Source organism: Calothrix sp. 336/3 (assembly GCF_000734895.2).
Taxonomy (GTDB): domain Bacteria; phylum Cyanobacteriota; class Cyanobacteriia; order Cyanobacteriales; family Nostocaceae; genus 336-3.
The window spans coordinates 2885059-2903026 of the sequence record NZ_CP011382.1 but is presented as its reverse complement, the minus strand read 5'-3'; the positions used below and the strand labels follow the sequence as shown (position 1 = coordinate 2903026).

The following is a 17968-nucleotide window of genomic DNA, read 5'->3' as shown; positions in this document are numbered from 1 at the left end:
TTTCACCTTTCCTAATATGCAAGCAGAAAATCAGATTATTGTTCCTTTAGATGTACCGACAATCGAAGCAGCGATCGCTCTTGTAGAAAGACTACCTCAAGTAACTTTTTGGAAAGTCGGTTTAGAATTATTTACTAGCACGGGCTCTGTTATTCTTCGTGAGTTAAAATCTCGGCAAAAACGCATTTTTCTAGATTTGAAATTTCACGATATTCCCAATACCGTCGCTGGAGCTTGTCGGGCAGCTGCTAGTTTGGGGGTAGACTTATTAACAATTCATGCTAGCAATGGTAGAACTTGCCTGGAACTTGCCACCACGGCAATACAGGAGGGAGCAGCATCTACGGGTGTGCAACCACCAAAATTAATTGCTATCACCCTACTCACCAGTATTTCTCCCCGACAATTAGCATTTGATTTAAAAATTCCCCTAGAATTGCCAGAATATGCTCTGGAAATGGCACTGATGGCGAAGGAGTCGGGTTTAAATGGGGCTGTTTGCTCACCCCAGGAAGCCGCTCAACTGCGGGAAACCTGTGGAAATGATTTTTTACTCGTTTGTCCAGGAGTGCGTCCCACATGGGCAGATAAAGGCGATCAACAACGTACTTTTACTCCTTCCCAGGCAATCCAAGCAGGAGCTAATTATTTAGTTATTGGTCGTCCGATTACTGCTGCTGCTGATCCAGAATTAGCTTGGAGCAAAATTTGTGCAGAAATCCAAAATTTGGAGCTTTGACTTGAAATTGAAACTCTCTTTATCTGACTTTATGTTGAAGTCTCATATTCCCAATTACAAGTTAATCTCCAGCAGATTTTTGCTATTTTTATCTGCTTTTTTATTGATTTTTCCCCATCCTGTGTTGGCTCGTAAAATTTCTTCCAATTGTGCCCAGGATAATTTAGAGACTTTAACTAATAATTTGCTGCGAGATTTGCCGAGTTATGCTAATCGGGTAAATCAACGAGGTCGAAGGTTAAGGAGAAAGGTTGATTTTTATAGTTATGTTGTCACGGCAGGTAGACCAGAATTTACGCCTTTGCCTTTAAAATTGGAGTTGTCGGAAGCAAATAAAAATCAAAATTTTGAGGCAAATATTCGTCAAGTTTTTTTCACTACCTTATCTCGACAATATAAGCGACCAAAAACAATTGAAGTGCAAGAATTTCACTGGCTGTTGTTAACTAAATCAGAGAATGGTTGGTGGATGGTGATGATGTTTACCCAAAGTCGGGGGGAACGCAGCAGCACAGTACCAACTCCCCCTAGGGATAGTAGCTATGGAGATATTGGACAGGGGGTAAATCTCTGGTTACGGGATTGTCGTGCCATGAAGCAATAAAAATAGCTGCGATTCTCTACAAATCACAGCCAAATATGAATATATTCTTCAGGTAAATTATTACCCAATAAAATGGAGTTTACTCACAATTACACTCATGACTTGGTGAGTTAAAGGTAAACTATCTACCACCATTCCTAAACATAACAACATCATGTAGGAAATCGAGTAAAGAAATAATCCTCTTGCTAGGGTTTTATCATCGGGATTTTGCAATAATTGCCAAGCTTTGTGAATAAAGATACCACCTAACCACAGAGCGATCGCCCCATAGAAAAATCCGGTTTGCCCCAGGGGACAGACTAGCATCATACTGGCGACAACTGTCACCAAAGTATAAATCCAAATTTGTTTGACAGTAGCCTGATTTCCAGCAATTACGGGTAACATTGGTATGCCAACTTTTGCGTAATCATCCCGAATCATGAGTGCTAATGCCCAAAAATGGGGCGGTGTCCACAAAAAGACAATGCCAAATAATAACCATCCAGTCCAACTCATGGAGTCGGTGACTGCTGCCCAACCAACAAGGGTGGGGATTGCTCCTGCCGCACCACCAATGACAATATTTTGAGTACTATGACGTTTTAACCAGTGAGTGTAAATTAGTACATAAAAAACGATGCCAGACATTGCCAAACTAGCTGCTAGCAAGTTAGCAAATACGGTCAGCAGAGTAAAAGAAAGGGCAGCCAAAATAATGGCAAAAATCAGTGCATCACGAGGTTGAATTCTGCCAGAGGGAATGGGGCGATGACGTGTCCGCTCCATGTCATAATCTATATCTCTGTCATAAATACAGTTAATTGTTTGAGCACTCGCCGCAGCTAAAGTTCCACCAGCTAGAGTTACTAGTAATAGCAAAGGATTAACTTCTCCCTTTGCCGCAATCCACATACTGCCAGCCGTTGTAATTAATAAAAGAGGAATAATCCTCGGCTTAGTCAGTAGATAGTAACTATGAATAACTTGGAGAAATGTATCGTGCTGCTTGGAGACATTTGTTGTCTCAATCATGTTGGCAATAGTTCCTTGTTGTGTCAGCAGTGGGTGAGTGAGTAAGCAAGAGAATATTTATGCCTATACAGTTTTTAGTCATGATGTGAACTCGCTATCGATTGACGGGTGCTGACTAGATAAATCTGTATAGGTGGGAGGTGGTGAAGGGAGCGTGGGAAAAGGAGGGAGCAGGGTGACAAGTTTTTTATGACTTAATTACCCATTACCCATTACCTATTCAGCTTGCGCGATCGCCATGATTTTATGCAGTGGCAGTAACTACGGATTTGATCCCATGGCAAGTTCATTCTGAGCGTTAATTGCCCGACTTGCTGCCCAGTCACGGATTCCTAAGACTGTAAATACCACCAAAGTCCCTAGTAAGGCTGCACCGATGGCTTGGTGAGATACTGTTAGGGGTTCTACTTGCAAATGTAAGCGGAATGTGGCAAACCCTAGGAGAATTTGCAGCATCAACAACCCACCAGCCATGTTTGCTAAACGTCTTAAAGCTGGATGTAGGGCAGGGGTACGCCAAGCAATTAACACTACTGCCAGGGTAGCCACAGTGGGTGGTACTAAGCCAAAAATATGACTGTACATGACGTTACAGAGTTGATATCCACCAAAGCACTGGTGTAGCGCCCAGCGAGAACCCACTAAAGCACCTAACAAGCTTTGTAGGTAAACCAAAATGCCTGCGGTTAAACTTATCCAAGGTAGTTTCCCGACTGTGGCTGTTGCTTGGTAGGGTGTGAGGGCAGTGCCAATAACTAGTAGGGTGGTAAAAAACAACAACGCTGTGCCTAAATGTGCAGTCACAATATCAAATCTCAGTAATTCTGTAACGGTCAGTCCGCCCAGAATTCCTTGAAAGACAATGAGAAAGGCTGCAAAACTGGCTGCCCAAGGTAGCCAAGAAGGAAGTAATTTTCGATACCACCAACTCATACCCACGAGGGCGATCGCGCTGATACCAATCAAAGCTGCGTCTAAACGGTGAAACCATTCCAAGAAGACTTGGAGATTCATTTGCTGAGTCGGTACTAACTCCCCGTAACATAGAGGCCAATCCGGACAAGCAAGTCCGGCATTCATCACGCGGGTGGCGCTGCCTATTGCCATTAAAATCAACGTGGCGACACACATCCTCCACACCAAGCGACGAATTCTATCCTTTGGCTCTTGTTGTTTAGGAGCAGACAAATTTTGTTGATCTAGGACAAATTCGCTCATTAAATACACCTTTTGCCCGCTATCTGTGAGCTATGAATGTTTGACAATTTGTCGAAGCGATTTATTTCCACCCTAGCGCATAAATCTAGGTTAGAAATTAGTTCTGTTTTCTACTGTGCCTTACGAACATGAGTTTGTCCCAGAACTTTTAGAGATTTTTCAGGTTGTAAAGAATTACTGCATAGCTGTAAACATGACTACTTTCCAAAATAACCGATAATCCTTCAGGACATAGGAGCCAGACAACAAAGGTAAGAAACAGATTGCACCACACAAGTTTGCTCTCAAAAGGCAAACAATTTCTTAAATCTTTCTTTAGATTCCTATTTCACTGTTGACTAAACTTGAAATATCAGCTAGCCAATTTATCATTCTGAATTCTGCACATCTCAATATTCCTATTTGTTTCTAGAGATATAAAGCAGCCAAAAATTAAGAAAAAATTCCGTATCTTTTACTCCATGTCCTATTACCTGGATTACCTTAGTAGGAGAGTAAAGCAATTTGACAAAAATCCAGTAAAGTTACCAACTTAATCTCACCGTGAAAATTCCAAGTTCCATCTGGACATTACTCATCGGCATCGGGTTGACACTCATCAGTCTCTGGTATGGTCAAAACCATGGACTGTTGCCTGTTGCAGCTTCCGAATCTGCCTCCCTAGTTGATGGTCTGTTCAATACGATGATGACCATTTCCACAGGTATTTTTATTCTCGTCGAAGGTGTTTTAATTATTTGTGCCTTCAAATTCCGTCGCCGTCCTGGAGATAACACCGATGGTCCCCCAGTGGAAGGCAACGTACCCCTAGAAATTCTTTGGACAGGAATTCCCGCCATTATTGTGATCGTTCTTTCTGTATATAGCTTTGAGGTATATAACTCCCTGGGTGGAATTAATCCCCATGCAGTGCATGAAGCAGTGATTAAGCAAGAGATGACAATGGTTCCGGGGAGCGCAATGGCGGCAACATTGACTGAGAACCACGAACACCATCATATGGGCAAAGCTCAAACCCAGATTGCCCAAGCATTTGATGCAGAAGATAAACCTGCGGATATTTTTGTCAAAATCACAGGTTTACAATATGCTTTTCTTTTTAGTTATCCAGAGACGGGAATTACTGCTGGTGAACTTCACTTACCCATTGGCAAAAAAGCCCAAATAAACATGACTGCCAACGATGTGATTCATGCTTTTTGGGTTCCGGAATTTCGTCTAAAGCAAGACGCTATTCCCGGTCGGGAAAGTGAGTTTAGTTTTACACCGACAAAAATTGGTAACTATGCTTTAATTTGTGCCGAATTATGTGGTCCTTATCACGGAGCAATGCGTAGTCAAGTCATTGTGCAATCTCAAGAAGACTTTGATAAGTGGCAACAAGAGCAAGTCGTGGCAGCAAAAGCAGAAATTAATCAGGCGATCGCCCTCAATCCTACAGAAAAATCAGTAGATAATTTCCTTGCCCCCTACACCCAAAATATGGGTATCAAGCCAGAATTGCTGAAGCAAATTAGTCAATAAACTACCTCGTGGTCCGAAATAGGGAACAGAAAATAGGCAAACTCCCTTCTTCAGCACTCACCACTCAGAAATAATCAGCACTTTTATGGTTCAAGCACAAATTTCCGAAAATACCAATATCCCCTTACACTCTGCACATGGGGAAAGAAAATGGACAGATTATTTCACCTTTAATAGTGACCATAAGGTCATCGGTATCCAATACCTGGTAACAAGTTTTATTTTTTACTGTATCGGTGGGGTGATGGCTGATTTAGTCAGAACAGAACTCCGCACTCCAGAAGTAGATTTTGTCACCCCGGAAGTTTACAACAGCTTGTTTACTCTCCACGCCACCATCATGATTTTCCTGTGGATTGTGCCAGCTGGGGCAGGTTTTGCCAACTATCTTATACCTTTGATGATTGGGGCGCAGGATATGGCATTCCCTAAGCTGAATGCTGTTGCCTTCTGGATGATTCCCCCCGCCGGTTTATTACTCATTGCTAGCTTAGTAGTTGGTGATGCACCAGATGCCGGTTGGACTTCCTACCCTCCCCTGAGTTTAGTCACAGGACAAGTAGGGGAAGCTATTTGGATTATGAGTGTTTTGGTGTTAGGAACTTCTTCCATCCTGGGAGCGATAAATTTCCTCACCACCATAATTAAAATGCGTACCCCCGGTATGGGGTTCTATCAAATGCCCCTATTTTGCTGGGCAATGTTAGCAACCTCTGCCCTAGCATTAGTTTCTACACCTGTACTAGCAGCCGGTTTAATCTTGCTGTCCTTTGATTTAATTGCCGGAACAACATTTTTCAACCCAACCGGTGGTGGAGATCCCGTAGTTTACCAGCATATGTTCTGGTTCTATTCCCACCCGGCAGTGTACATCATGATTTTGCCCTTCTTTGGGACAATTTCCGAAATTATTCCCATTCATAGCCGCAAACCGATTTTTGGTTACAAGGCGATCGCCTATTCTAGTCTAGCTATCAGCTTCCTCGGACTCATCGTCTGGGCACACCATATGTTTACCAGTGGTATTCCTGGCTGGTTACGAATGTTTTTCATGATTACCACCATGATTATTGCCGTACCCACTGGTATTAAAATATTCAGTTGGCTAGCAACAATGTGGAGCGGGAAACTACGCCTGAATACACCCATGCTTTTTGCCATGGGCTTTGTGGGAACCTTCGTTATCGGTGGTATCAGTGGTGTGATGTTAGCCTCTGTGCCCTTTGATATCCACGTCCATGACACCTATTTTGTGGTAGCACACCTGCATTATGTACTTTTTGGTGGTAGCGTTGTCGGTATTTTTGCTGCTATTTACCACTGGTTTCCCAAAATTACTGGCAGGATGTATAACGAATTCTGGGGTAAGGTTCACTTTGTTTTAACCATCGTGGGTTTAAATATGACCTTCTTACCTATGCATAAGCTGGGTTTGATGGGTATGAATCGACGCATTGCTCAGTACGACCCCCAATTCACAACCCTGAATCAAGTTTGTACCTACGGTTCCTATCTACTGGCAATTTCGACTTTCCCCTTTATTATCAACGCCATTTGGAGTTGGTTATACGGCGAAAAAGCTGGGAATAATCCCTGGCAGGCATTAACCCTGGAATGGATGACCACATCCCCCCCAGCCATTGAAAACTTTGATCACCCCCCCGTCCTAACTACGGGACCCTATGACTATGGTGTGGCGCATGAAAGCACCAGTTCGCCATCGGAACCCCAACCCGTATTAGCTGGTGTTTCCACCTCCGTAGCAGAAGCAGAAACAAGCAAAACAGAATAATTACATGTAATAGGGTATGGGGGATTGCGGACTGAACATTCATCCCGTTCCCTATTACCCACCATTTTCCCAACCCTTAATAAATAAACAAATTGCATGCAAAGTCAAACAATTGACCCCGCACAAACGGCATTAAATCATCATCATGCTGCCACTGTTGGTGGTGAACATGCTGCCCATCCCGACCACCGGGTTTTTGGACTGATCATGTTTCTGGTGGCAGAGGGAATGATTTTCATGGGATTATTCGGAGCATACCTCGCTTTCCGTGGAACTCTCCCAGTTTGGCCCCCCGCAGGAACTCCAGAGTTAGAATTATTACTTCCTGGGGTGAATACGGTTAATCTGGTTGCCAGTAGTTTCGTCATTCATAATGCTGATACCGCAATTAAAAAGAATAACCTCAAAGGGATGCAAATGTGGTTTGCCCTGACTGCGGTTATGGGTATTATCTTTTTGATTGGGCAAGTCTATGAATATACTCACCTAGAATTTGGTTTGACAACTAACCTATTTGCCAGTGCATTCTATGTCTTGACAGGGTTTCACGGATTGCACGTCACCATCGGTGTGTTAGCAATTCTCTCTGTGTTGTGGCGATCGCGCACACCAGGTCATTACAGTAATAACAAGCACTTTGGCATTGAAGCAGCAGAAATCTACTGGCACTTTGTCGATGTCATTTGGATTATCTTGTTCATTTTGTTGTATCTTTTGTGAGTAATAGGTATTACTCCACACTATAAATTTCTCAGCCCCGCAAGGGGTTTTTCTATTTTTATGTCAGGGGTGAGCTGCACAATAGCAAATAGCAAAAATCTCTAAAAATCGCTGCATCGATATAATTACCCCTGGAGATTCTGCGGCTAACCACCCGACCATGGGAGAATCAAAATACGCAAAGTTATAGAGAGGAAAACCCTATAGTATGCATCTGAGTGAAATCACCCATCCAAATCAGTTGCATGGTCTATCCATCCGGCAACTCCAGCAAATTGCCCGTCAAATCCGTGACAAGCATCTGCAAACTGTAGCTGCTACGGGCGGACACCTGGGACCAGGTTTAGGCGTTGTCGAGTTGACTCTAGGACTATACCAAACCCTTGACTTAGACCATGACAAAGTTATTTGGGATGTGGGACACCAAGCCTATCCCCATAAACTTATTACCGGACGCTATAGTAATTTTGACAGCCTACGACAAAAAGATGGGATAGCTGGTTATCTCAAGCGTGGGGAGAATCAATTTGACCATTTTGGGGCAGGACACGCTTCTACAAGTATTTCAGCTGCCTTAGGTATGGCACTAGCACGGGATGCCAAGGGAGAAAAATTTAAAGTTGCTGCCATTATTGGGGATGGAGCTTTAACCGGTGGTATGGCTCTAGAAGCGATTAACCATGCGGGACACTTACCAAAAACTAACTTGCTAGTTGTCCTGAATGACAACGAAATGTCAATATCCCCTAACGTTGGGGCAATTCCTCGTTACTTAAATAAAATGCGCCTCAGCGCTCCTGTACAATTTTTTACTGATAATTTAGAAGAACAGTTTAAGCAAATTCCCTTCGTCGGTGAATCACTTTCTCCCGAAATTGGACGAATTAAGGAAGGGATGAAACGCTTGGCGGTTCCCAAAGTAGGGGCAGTATTTGAAGAGTTAGGTTTCACCTACATGGGACCGGTGGATGGTCATAATTTAGAAGAATTAATTGTAACTTTCCAACAAGCTCATCAAATTCCTGGTCCGGTTTTGGTTCATGTTGCCACTACCAAGGGTAAGGGCTATGAAATCGCGGAAAAAGACCAGGTGGGTTATCATGCCCAAAATCCCTTTAATTTGACTACGGGGAAAGCTGTTCCCTCGAATAAACCTAAGCCCCCAGCCTACTCTAAGGTTTTTGCCCATACTTTGGTGAAACTGGCAGAAGCAAACCCGAAAATTATCGGGATTACAGCAGCGATGGCTACGGGTACAGGTTTAGATAAGCTACAAGCCAAATTACCTAACCAATACATTGATGTCGGAATTGCCGAGCAACACGCTATCACCTTAGCAGCAGGTTTAGCTTGTGAAGGAATGCGTCCGGTGGCTGCGATTTATTCTACCTTCCTACAACGGGCTTACGACCAAATTATCCATGATGTCTGTATTCAAAAATTACCTGTCTTTTTCTGTTTAGATCGAGCAGGGATTGTTGGTGCTGATGGTCCGACTCACCAAGGGATGTATGATATTGCCTACTTGCGCTGTATTCCCAATATGGTATTAATGGCTCCCAAGGATGAGGCAGAACTACAGAGAATGGTAGTGACGGGTGTGAATTATACCGATGGGGCGATCGCTATGCGTTTCCCCCGTGGCAATGGCTATGGTGTACCCTTAATGGAAGAAGGCTGGGAACCCCTGGAAATCGGCAAAGGGGAAATTCTCCGCCATGGAGATGATGTCCTGCTTGTAGCCTATGGCACTATGGTTTATCCATCAATGCAGGTAGCAGAAATTCTCAGTGAACATGGAGTACAAGCAACTGTAGTCAATGCTCGCTTTGCTAAACCTCTGGATACGGAACTGATTCTTCCCCTCGCCCAAAAAATTGGTCGGGTTGTCACCCTGGAGGAGGGTTGTATTATGGGTGGTTTTGGTACTGCTGTTGCTGAAGCTTTACTTGATGCTGATATTCTTGTACCTGTGAAGCGCATTGGTGTACCGGATATTCTCGTAGAACACGCTGAACCAAATGAATCGAAGGCTGATTTAGCCCTAACTAGCCCACAAATTGCGGAGAGAGTCCTACAGGCTTTTTTCCAACAACAATTATCATCTGTGAGTTAGGGAAATAAGCAGAACGTGAGTTCGATTACCTCTTCCCAAGCAGTATCCAAAACACAGAGGGGCAGAAAAACCTATCGTTTTCAACGAAAAATAAACGTTGCCAAGCCTCTCTTTCTCTGGGGAGAGGTTATTTCTATTATTTGAACCTATGTAAATCCTCTCCCTCCTCTTGACACTCCCCACTTTGTTTAGATTCACTAGCTGACTGTAGGTACGGAAGAATTATTTGCAAATCGGCGTTAAGCGGGTGAGGGGAATCGAACCCCTATCATTAGCTTGGAAGGCTAAGGTTTTACCACTAAACTACACCCGCGAATTTTCAACCCTACTAATATAACACAATATTTTTTACAAGTCTAGATGTCAAATCCAATTATTCTCGTCGAATGGTGATTTGTACATAACGCTCAGTTAGATCTAACTTCGTACCTTCGGCTCCCTTAGCTCCTGGAGGAAAATAAGCTGGTTGAAATTTTTCATCGCGGAAAACTTCGGTGGCAAACTGGGCGTATTTATCCCTTTCGCTAGCAGGAATATTGGAGTCAATCACTATAGCTTGCACCACGTTGCCCTGAGTATCAACAAAAACACTCGCCAAAAAGGTTATCGGTTTTAAATCTAAACCTTGATTAATCAACAGGGAAGTAATTTTTTTCTCTGGGTTTCCCGTATATTCCGGGAGGACTAAATCTGGATCAGGGGGAGAGACTGTCATCATTTCCCGTTGTCTTGCTGCTGAAAGCAATGTCCAAGTGGCAATGATTCCTCCTGGGGGTTTTTCGGTTGGTGTCTCTGGTGGAGATGTATTTTCCGGTTGGGGTTTTTCGGTTGGTGTATCTCCTGGTGGTGTATTTTCTCCTTGATTGTCAGCAGGTGAGGTGTTTTCTGGTTGGGGTTGATTCCCAGAATCGTCGGTGGGTAATGTATCAGGTAGGGGTTTATTGAAATTGTCAGAGTCGGTGGTAGGTGTTTCGGTTCTGTCTGTTCGTGGTGTCTCACCTTCTTGATTTGTGGGTTTGTCAGCAATAATTTCCCCGGTATTTGTCTCTGGTGGGACTTCCTGGGATTCATCGGGGAAGTTGGTATTATTCGGTTCTGGAGTATTTTCTGGAGTACTTTCTGGGGATGGTGTTACCGTTTGCTCATCCTGCGGGAAAATATCTCGATTCCGGTTGTTGTTTGTGTCGTCAAAGCTATCAGTAAAATCCTCTGGGGGAGGAGTGACGACAGGTTGGGGTGTTTGTCTTCTGTTTCTTCTCTGTCTACGTTGCTGACGCTGTATGGCTTGTCTTTCAGCATCGGTGGGAAAAATTTCTGCTTCCAGAGGTGGTTCAACTTCTGGGGAAATAATCGGAGCGGTGGGATTTTGCTGGGGAGTCGCTGTATTTTTCTTGGGAGTGACTACTTGGGGTTGGGGAGAAGTTTTATTTTTGTTATTTCTGGATGATTTGGCAGTCAGGGATGTTTTCTTTTGCGACTTGGTGGGTGTGATGTTGATAAGAGAAACGGAGGCAATTCTGGGCGATCGCCGCTGATTCAACAAACCACCATCAGAGAACCGTAGTAACCAAAACAACAACAAATGTAGGGCGATCGACCCCGTAGCCAGAAATACCCACAAACCTGGTGGATCTGTGTGTCGTCTCCAGACTTTCTCTGGTACAGGTAATATGTCCGTAACTGATTGTGTCATGGTGTTTACCCTGCTGCTAATCACCGATTAACTGTTTCCAGTCAATGGTTAATCAATAATTATTTGATGATTCTATCGATTAGCCATCATTTCCGGTGTAACTACAAAAGTTAAAACTGTCTCATCAACTCCTTTTAATTCTAAAGGACTATATTTAGTAATTTCCTCTTCTTGGAGATAATCAGCAACGTCAGCTGAAACGAGAATACTACCAGGAGTGGCGGCTTGTTGCAATCTGGCGGCAATATTCACACTCGGACCAATTGCCGTATAATCAGCTCGTTCAGCACTCCCAAACATCCCCACAACGGCAGTCCCTTGGTGAATTCCACAACGGAATTGCACGCCGGTACTAGTATCAGCAAAAATACCTTGTTCTCGCCAACGCTGGTTTAACTGTGTCAAGGAGCGTAGCATTGCTCTAGCTGTATTAATTGACCTACGTACCTGTTCATTGGGGGTAAGTTCTTCCGGCGCACCAAACAGAGCGAGAATGGCATCACCCATAAATTTATCGACTGTACCGCCGTTATCAAATACATCCTTTGTCATCACTTCCAAATATTCATTTAGGAGTTCTGCAACTCGTCGCGATCGCAAAGTATTTGACAATTGAGTAAAACCGACAATATCGCTAAATAATACCGTAATTAACCGGGGTTCAGGGCGTAAATCTAGAACTAAATTACCATCTGCGGCTTTGCTGACCAAAGCTGGGGGTAAAAATCTTTTTAATACAGATTCTGTCAAATAGGTATTTAATTCAACTACCCGACGCTCATTTTCCTTTAAAGCAATCAGGTTACGCACTTCTGCCAACAATTCCCGATCATTGAAGGGTTTTGCCAGATAAGCATCTGCCCCTCTTTCTGTACCAGCAATCCGTGTCTCTTCATCTACCTTCGCTGTCAGCAGAATTATCGGTGTTCCTTTCACCTTTTCTTCGTTCCGTAACATCCGAATCATCTCTAATCCGGATACTAAGGGCATCATCAAATCACTGACAATTAAACTGGGTACTATTTCCTTGGCAATGCGAAATCCTTCTAAACCATTACGTGCTGTTCTGACTTTGTAGCCGTTATTACGCAAAATAGAAGACACGTACGTACGCAAATCAGGATTGTCATCTACCACTAGAACACAGTGACCGGTAGTATCTACGGCGGCTTCATCCTCAGGGATTGAGGTAATTTCTGCTACAGGGTCATTTTCCTCAAAAGTAGACTCCAGGAGTTCCAAATCTGCCAGTTCAACTGCTGCACGATTAAGATTTATTTCCGTTGGTGCTTCCATGACTTGGCTAGGTGGCAAGTGAGAGCTACCTGATAGTAGGCAAATCGTAAAAGTTGTACCTTCGCTGTACACGGATTCGACAGAGACTTTGCCACCATGGACTTCTACTAGTTCCTTGACTAGGGCTAAACCTAGTCCGGTACCTTCGTAGGAGCGATTTTCCGAACCTTCAGCTTGTCGGAAGCGCTCAAAGAGGTGGGGAATCTGTTCTGGCAAAATACCGATACCACTATCTTGTACCTGTAAATAACAGCGATCGCCCCTGGTTTGCACTTTCACGGCGATGGTACCACCTTCATGGGTAAATTTCATCGCATTTGACAGCAGGTTGTACACCACCTTGTCAAATTTTTCCATATCGAGATAGACCGTTGGACATTCATCCAAATTCTTTTCTAGTTTCAGCCCCTTTTTCTCACAGTAGGGACGGAAAGACTCTACAATTTGACTGACAAATTCCACTAAGTCACAGGGACGGAAACTGGGTTGCATTCTCCCAGCATCCAAACGTTGTAAATCTAAAAGCTGGTTTACTAATCTTAATAAGCGGCGAGAGTTACGCAGGGCGATCGCACTTTGATCGTAAGATAAACCTTCCTTCGCAGAAACTGCTGATTCCAAGGGACCTTGAATCAAGGTGATGGGTGTACGGAACTCATGGGAGATATTTTGGAAAAACTCAGTTTTTTGTTTATCTAATTCTAATAATCGTTCTGCCTGCTGCCGGGTTTTTTCATATAGACGAGATTGTTGAACGGCGATCGCTGCTTGTACGGCAACAGATTTGGCTAATTCAATTTCATATGCTTGCCAATGACGTTGGCGATTATCTTCCCGCAGGGTAATACTACCAATACTTTTACCATCCGCTAACAGAGGTACCACCATCAGGGAGCGTGCAGGTAATCTTAATGCTAAATCAAAACCCTGCATTTCCGGTGGACATTGACTCATATCGACAATTACCACAGGTTCCTGAGTTCGCAGCATTTCTTGCAAAATCGGATTACCCTGAATCGGTGATTGAGACTGTGGTAAATTTTGTTCCTCTATATGCTGATTTATCTTGACAGTATCCGTCTGATCACCATGTTTTCTGTCGTATAAGCCAACACATTTAACATACTCATCTTCCTCAGTCCACAAAGACAACACACAGCCATCAACTTGCAATGCTTGTCCTAACTGCTGAGTAATCGCTGCAAAAATATCTTGCTGATCCAAGCTAGAGCGAATTGCTGTTGTAATTGTATTAATTAATGCTTCTCTCTTAGCTAAGGCACGTACCTGTTCATAGGCATAGGCTTGAGATAGGGCTAATGCTGCTTGATCTGCTACCATCATCACCAGCTGAACCTCATCTTCCCCCCAGAAACGGGGTTGACGACACTGGTGTAATGCTAAGACTGCCATCAATTCCTGACGACAAATCAAAGGTACTATCAAGCTCGAACAGATATTTGCTGTGGCAAAAACGTTTTGCCGTCGTTGTAGTTCGGATGTCATTCCCTGAAGGCGATCGTCAGTAGCGACATCGGGAATCACCTGAGGTTCACGAATCTCCCATACTGTGTCTGCTAAAAGTTCCGCAGCAATCAGAGCAGTACTATTTTCCTCTTCTAGAGCAGGTTTTTGATAAATAAACCCTTCATCTGCTAGCTGATTCTCTTGGAAGGGGCGCAATAAACAAACATCCACTTCCAACATATCCCCAACGGTGTCAACTATCGTTTGCAGAATCAACCGATAATCTAAAGCGCTGCGAATAGTATTTGTAACAGTATTCAGTAAGGATTCTTGCCGGAGAGTACGAGTTAATTCACGAGTGCGAGCTTTTAAGACATTGTGCGTGTCTAAAGCTTGACGTACAACCGTTTTTAGCTCTTCAGCTTCCCACGGTTTCGTCACATATTTGAATACCTTACCAGCGTTGATTGCCTCCACCAAGTCTTCAACATCGGTGTAGCCAGTCAAAATAATCCGAATAATATCTGGGTACTGAGTTGCCGTCAAACTCAAAAATTCAGTACCACTCATCATTGGCATCCGTTGATCGGAGATGATCACAGAGACATCTCCTTCCTTTGCCAGCATCTCTAGAGCTGCTGGTCCAGAATTTGCCCGTAATACCTTATAGTCACGGTAAAAGGTACGGTATAGCAAGTCCAGATTGTCGGGTTCGTCATCGACAACCAAAATTTTCGGCTTAGTGTTTGCTTGGGATTTCATGCACCGCTTTCCTGCTGTAACGGCAGTCGGGTAAACAATAATCTCATCGGATAGATGTGAAACAGAGTCAGATAGAAGGAGAGCATCTCGACTCTAACGGCTATTCGCCTACAGAACTGCTGACTAGAAAAGGGTTGATTCACCGCCATTCGCCTCAATAGCTTGTACCGATCGCCACTTGCTCTGGTGCACCCCAATTAGTTTGATCGTATGTGTTTGTTTCCCAAAGTACATACCCTCTTGCCAAATTTCTTCCCGTTACCGACGAGAAATATCTTATACCACACATATCACTAAAAACTTGTTGAACTATGGAGATGAATCTGCTTATTAAGTTTTCCCACTGTAGAACTAACACTAACATTTCCGCAAAAATTTGCTTTATGAGAATCATTTTCAAGTTAAGGATGCTACAAAGATAAGAGGAATCAGCAAAGTATACTATTAGACAAACCCTGACTTCCAATTTAGCAATCATCTAGATGTGTGAGATATATCACATACCCCATAGTCAGAATAGTTTATTCCTAGCCAGGTAGTACGTAAAGTATGCATTTTTAGGTAGCTTCTGAAGCAGTTCCCCTTCTTGAGGCAACCAGAGACATCGGTGAAAAAATATTGCCACCTATAACTACTGACCATAGACTAATGACTAAGAGGGGATCGTGTTCTAGGATATTTGAGAAGATTGACCTTCGATTCCAATTAACAAGACACTAGCCTTGACTCCTTGGTTCTTTTACTTATTCTCGCCGAAGCCAACCAACGCAGCACCATCCTCCTACCCGTTTCAGGTTCGTGCTGCCACTGTGGCTGACTTAACTCCTATCTCGCAAATTATCGCCCAGAGCTTCCATTCTCAAAAAGGATTCTGGGGATGGTTTTTCCCGTTCATGCGTCTAGGTATTTATGAAGATTTAAGGCATCGACTCGCATCCCCTGCACCACATCATGTATGTCTAGTTGCTATAGATACGACTCCTGGTGCAAATAATGCCCTTGTGGGCACAGTCGAAATTGCTTTACGATTTAATGATTGGACACAAATCAACAAAAGCTTTCCCTACCTGTCTAATCTGGCTGTACACCCTCAATATCGACGACAGGGAGCAGCTTCTGTTTTACTCAAAGCTTGTGAACAAATTACCCACGATTGGGGCTTTCAAGACCTTTATCTCCACGTGTTAGAGAATAATTCCCAAGCTCGGCAACTTTACTTTAAGCAAGGCTATCGAGTCCATAAGGTGGAATCAACCTGGCAAAACTTCATCTGGAGAAATTCCAGACAGATTCTTTTGCATAAGCACTTATTAAAAAGATAATAATATTTAATATTCTTTACACTCTTTGACTCAAAAATTTTATTCTCCAAGAAAACCTAGGAGATAGCCAATAGTTTTTTCATTTCACCATTATCTAGCAATTAGATTCGCACTAAAAACCGCACCAATGTCAGGTGAGGAAAAGGTACGAGTATTTTTATATTTGGTTGATGTCATCGCCAAGTGATGAGATGACCAAAGCTTTAAGTTATGATTACTGCTATCCAAATTTTATTACAGCTGCGGTTAGGGTGTCCGTTAGGACTCAGGAATTGTCAGGAGCTTTGAAATTCTTCCCTATAGGTAGTGACCGTCGCAATGACACATAGTACTTGCATCAGTTGTAACTTATTACAATTATTTTATCGAATCAAGTAGATATTTAGGGCAGACAAATCTCCGTTTTTTCTGATTTTTTGCCTATTATCAAGATATATGTCCAATAGACCTCTTGCACTAATCCAGAAAAAAGCGCAAGTTCATACTTGATAAGTCTAGCCATGAAATTGCATCATCCAACTAACATTTTTCTAGGGTTACAATATTGCTCTTCAAGGATACAGATATCTACTTTTTCGGAGTCACATTAATTGCGAGAAGCAAGAATTGCAAAGCTAGCTAAAATACATCCTAGGTATAAAAATCTGAAAAATCGTTAATATATTACCAAGTATGAATTTATTCAAATAAAAGTATCTAGTATTAATGATTTTTGTTTAATTATAGAATTTTCTTCAGAATATATAGCTGTTTTTAACAGCCATATCATTGTACCAATTGGGATTATAATCGTTAGGGGCGAGTATAATTGCGACACAGTGAGTTTGACTCTCGTCCTTACTGAAACTTTGTATTCAAAATAATCATCTTTATAAAAACTTTAAAGAAACATGATTGTATGATGGAGACATATAGACTTAAATCTCATAGAATGATGTTACTCAATTCTATAATCGTACTGCTGTTCTGATAAACCAATATAAATCTTGATTTGAGGAATAAATGGGACTCAAAAATAATGGCAGCTGACTAAATTAAACTGTTAATTAAGTGTAGTTGTTAATTCGCAGAATTAGTAAAAACTTTGGATAGTGAAAAATAAGAGCGCTATCAAAAATTTATGGTATCCGCCTATTATTCTAATACATGCTTTCTTGAACGTAATCTTATGCCAGACGGAGTTGAGCATAGCCGGAGTGTCAATATTCTCGCCAGTCTGCATGAAGGAAAACTATTTGTTGTTAATAGCAAAAGGCGCAACGGTTTAATTTTATTTAAACGTTACCATGCCGAGTTTGCTGGACCTGGTGCTGCTGTTGGTGGAGATTATGACCGTGATTGCCAAGCGATATTGCCGATAAACTTATCTTTACAAGCACCAGAATGTCATGAAGATCGTCAAAAAGCGTATCTAATTAGAAGACAGTGGATTCGGTTAATCAAACAGATTACGGAGAATCCTGCACCCAAGCAAAGAGTGCAAAAGATTTTAGACCAATTTGAACAATATTTTCACCCGGAAGAAGTCACTAAACTTCCAGATACGGCTTTTGCTATGTTGGTTGGTGTGTTACCGCAAACCGTAGCGGTAGTGAGAAGTGTTACCAGTGATGGGGGAGCTTAGGTGGGAGTGGAGACGGGTGATTATGCGTACAAATATTATCAAAAAAGAGGGGCGATCGCCCCTCTTTTTTGTCA

Annotated in this window: 12 protein-coding genes and 1 tRNA gene; 8 read left to right on the top strand and 5 right to left on the bottom strand. The window is 42.7% G+C overall.

What is annotated here, in order from left to right:
- Positions 1-16: 16 nt before the first annotated feature.
- Together pyrF and IJ00_RS12230 are read left to right on the top strand one after the other, a co-directional pair.
- Positions 17-739 (top strand): orotidine-5'-phosphate decarboxylase, encoded by a 723-nt coding sequence (gene pyrF / locus IJ00_RS12235; RefSeq protein WP_035153431.1) that lies wholly within the window; start codon positions 17-19, stop codon positions 737-739.
- Positions 740-770: 31 nt separating this feature from the next.
- Entirely contained in the window at positions 771-1343 is a 573-nt protein-coding gene (locus IJ00_RS12230; RefSeq protein ID WP_052754552.1) for a hypothetical protein, read from the top strand.
- Positions 1344-1403: 60 nt separating this feature from the next.
- On the opposite strand, the gene IJ00_RS12225 is transcribed toward IJ00_RS12230, so the two are convergent.
- Positions 1404-2360: a heme o synthase gene (locus IJ00_RS12225; protein ID WP_035153429.1), complete on the bottom strand. Its 957-nt coding sequence runs from the start codon at positions 2358-2360 to the stop codon at positions 1404-1406.
- 261 nt (positions 2361-2621) lie between these two features.
- On the bottom strand, positions 2622-3578 hold the full coding sequence (locus tag IJ00_RS12220) for a heme A synthase (protein ID WP_035153427.1): 957 nt from the start codon (positions 3576-3578) through the stop codon (positions 2622-2624).
- A 543-nt stretch (positions 3579-4121) separates the two neighbouring features.
- On the opposite strand from IJ00_RS12220, the gene IJ00_RS12215 reads away from it, so the two are divergent.
- The 4 genes from IJ00_RS12215 to dxs all read left to right on the top strand — a co-directional run bounded on the left by IJ00_RS12215 (position 4122) and on the right by dxs (position 9730).
- On the top strand, positions 4122-5102 hold the full coding sequence (locus IJ00_RS12215; protein WP_035153424.1) for a cytochrome c oxidase subunit II: 981 nt from the start codon (positions 4122-4124) through the stop codon (positions 5100-5102).
- An 85-nt stretch (positions 5103-5187) separates the two neighbouring features.
- On the top strand, positions 5188-6894 hold the full coding sequence (gene ctaD / locus IJ00_RS12210; protein WP_035153422.1) for a cytochrome c oxidase subunit I: 1707 nt from the start codon (positions 5188-5190) through the stop codon (positions 6892-6894).
- A gap of 96 nt (positions 6895-6990) precedes the next feature.
- Positions 6991-7614: a heme-copper oxidase subunit III gene (locus tag IJ00_RS12205; RefSeq protein ID WP_035153421.1), complete on the top strand. Its 624-nt coding sequence runs from the start codon at positions 6991-6993 to the stop codon at positions 7612-7614.
- A 208-nt stretch (positions 7615-7822) separates the two neighbouring features.
- Positions 7823-9730 (top strand): 1-deoxy-D-xylulose-5-phosphate synthase, encoded by a 1908-nt coding sequence (gene dxs / locus IJ00_RS12200; RefSeq protein ID WP_035153420.1) that lies wholly within the window; start codon positions 7823-7825, stop codon positions 9728-9730.
- A gap of 242 nt (positions 9731-9972) precedes the next feature.
- Here the strand turns inward: dxs and IJ00_RS12195 are convergent.
- From IJ00_RS12195 to IJ00_RS12185, 3 genes are all read right to left on the bottom strand, one after another.
- Positions 9973-10043, bottom strand: a tRNA-Gly gene (locus IJ00_RS12195).
- Positions 10044-10103: 60 nt separating this feature from the next.
- Positions 10104-11423, bottom strand: a complete 1320-nt coding sequence (locus IJ00_RS12190) for a hypothetical protein (RefSeq protein ID WP_035153418.1) — start codon at positions 11421-11423, stop codon at positions 10104-10106.
- A 72-nt stretch (positions 11424-11495) separates the two neighbouring features.
- A complete protein-coding gene (locus IJ00_RS12185; RefSeq protein WP_035153415.1) occupies positions 11496-14948 on the bottom strand; it encodes a response regulator in 3453 nt (1150 codons plus the stop codon).
- Positions 14949-15670: 722 nt separating this feature from the next.
- On the opposite strand from IJ00_RS12185, the gene IJ00_RS12175 reads away from it, so the two are divergent.
- On the top strand, positions 15671-16270 hold the full coding sequence (locus tag IJ00_RS12175) for a GNAT family N-acetyltransferase (protein ID WP_035153413.1): 600 nt from the start codon (positions 15671-15673) through the stop codon (positions 16268-16270).
- 1120 nt (positions 16271-17390) lie between these two features.
- On the top strand, positions 17391-17894 hold the full coding sequence (locus IJ00_RS12170; protein WP_238178502.1) for a hypothetical protein: 504 nt from the start codon (positions 17391-17393) through the stop codon (positions 17892-17894).
- The last annotated feature ends 74 nt before the right edge of the window (positions 17895-17968 follow it).

Bases quoted from the DNA above. Each gene is read 5' to 3' on its own strand.
- pyrF (WP_035153431.1), top strand. From the start codon at position 17: ATGCAAGCAGAAAATCAGATTATTGTTCCTTTAGATGTACCGACAATC.
- IJ00_RS12230 (WP_052754552.1), top strand. From the start codon at position 771: ATGTTGAAGTCTCATATTCCCAATTACAAGTTAATCTCCAGCAGATTT.
- IJ00_RS12225 (WP_035153429.1), bottom strand. From the start codon at position 2,360: ATGATTGAGACAACAAATGTCTCCAAGCAGCACGATACATTTCTCCAA.
- IJ00_RS12220 (WP_035153427.1), bottom strand. From the start codon at position 3,578: ATGAGCGAATTTGTCCTAGATCAACAAAATTTGTCTGCTCCTAAACAA.
- ctaD (WP_035153422.1), top strand. From the start codon at position 5,188: ATGGTTCAAGCACAAATTTCCGAAAATACCAATATCCCCTTACACTCT.
- IJ00_RS12205 (WP_035153421.1), top strand. From the start codon at position 6,991: ATGCAAAGTCAAACAATTGACCCCGCACAAACGGCATTAAATCATCAT.
- dxs (WP_035153420.1), top strand. From the start codon at position 7,823: ATGCATCTGAGTGAAATCACCCATCCAAATCAGTTGCATGGTCTATCC.
- IJ00_RS12190 (WP_035153418.1), bottom strand. From the start codon at position 11,423: ATGACACAATCAGTTACGGACATATTACCTGTACCAGAGAAAGTCTGG.
- IJ00_RS12185 (WP_035153415.1), bottom strand. From the start codon at position 14,948: ATGAAATCCCAAGCAAACACTAAGCCGAAAATTTTGGTTGTCGATGAC.
- IJ00_RS12170 (WP_238178502.1), top strand. From the start codon at position 17,391: ATGGTATCCGCCTATTATTCTAATACATGCTTTCTTGAACGTAATCTT.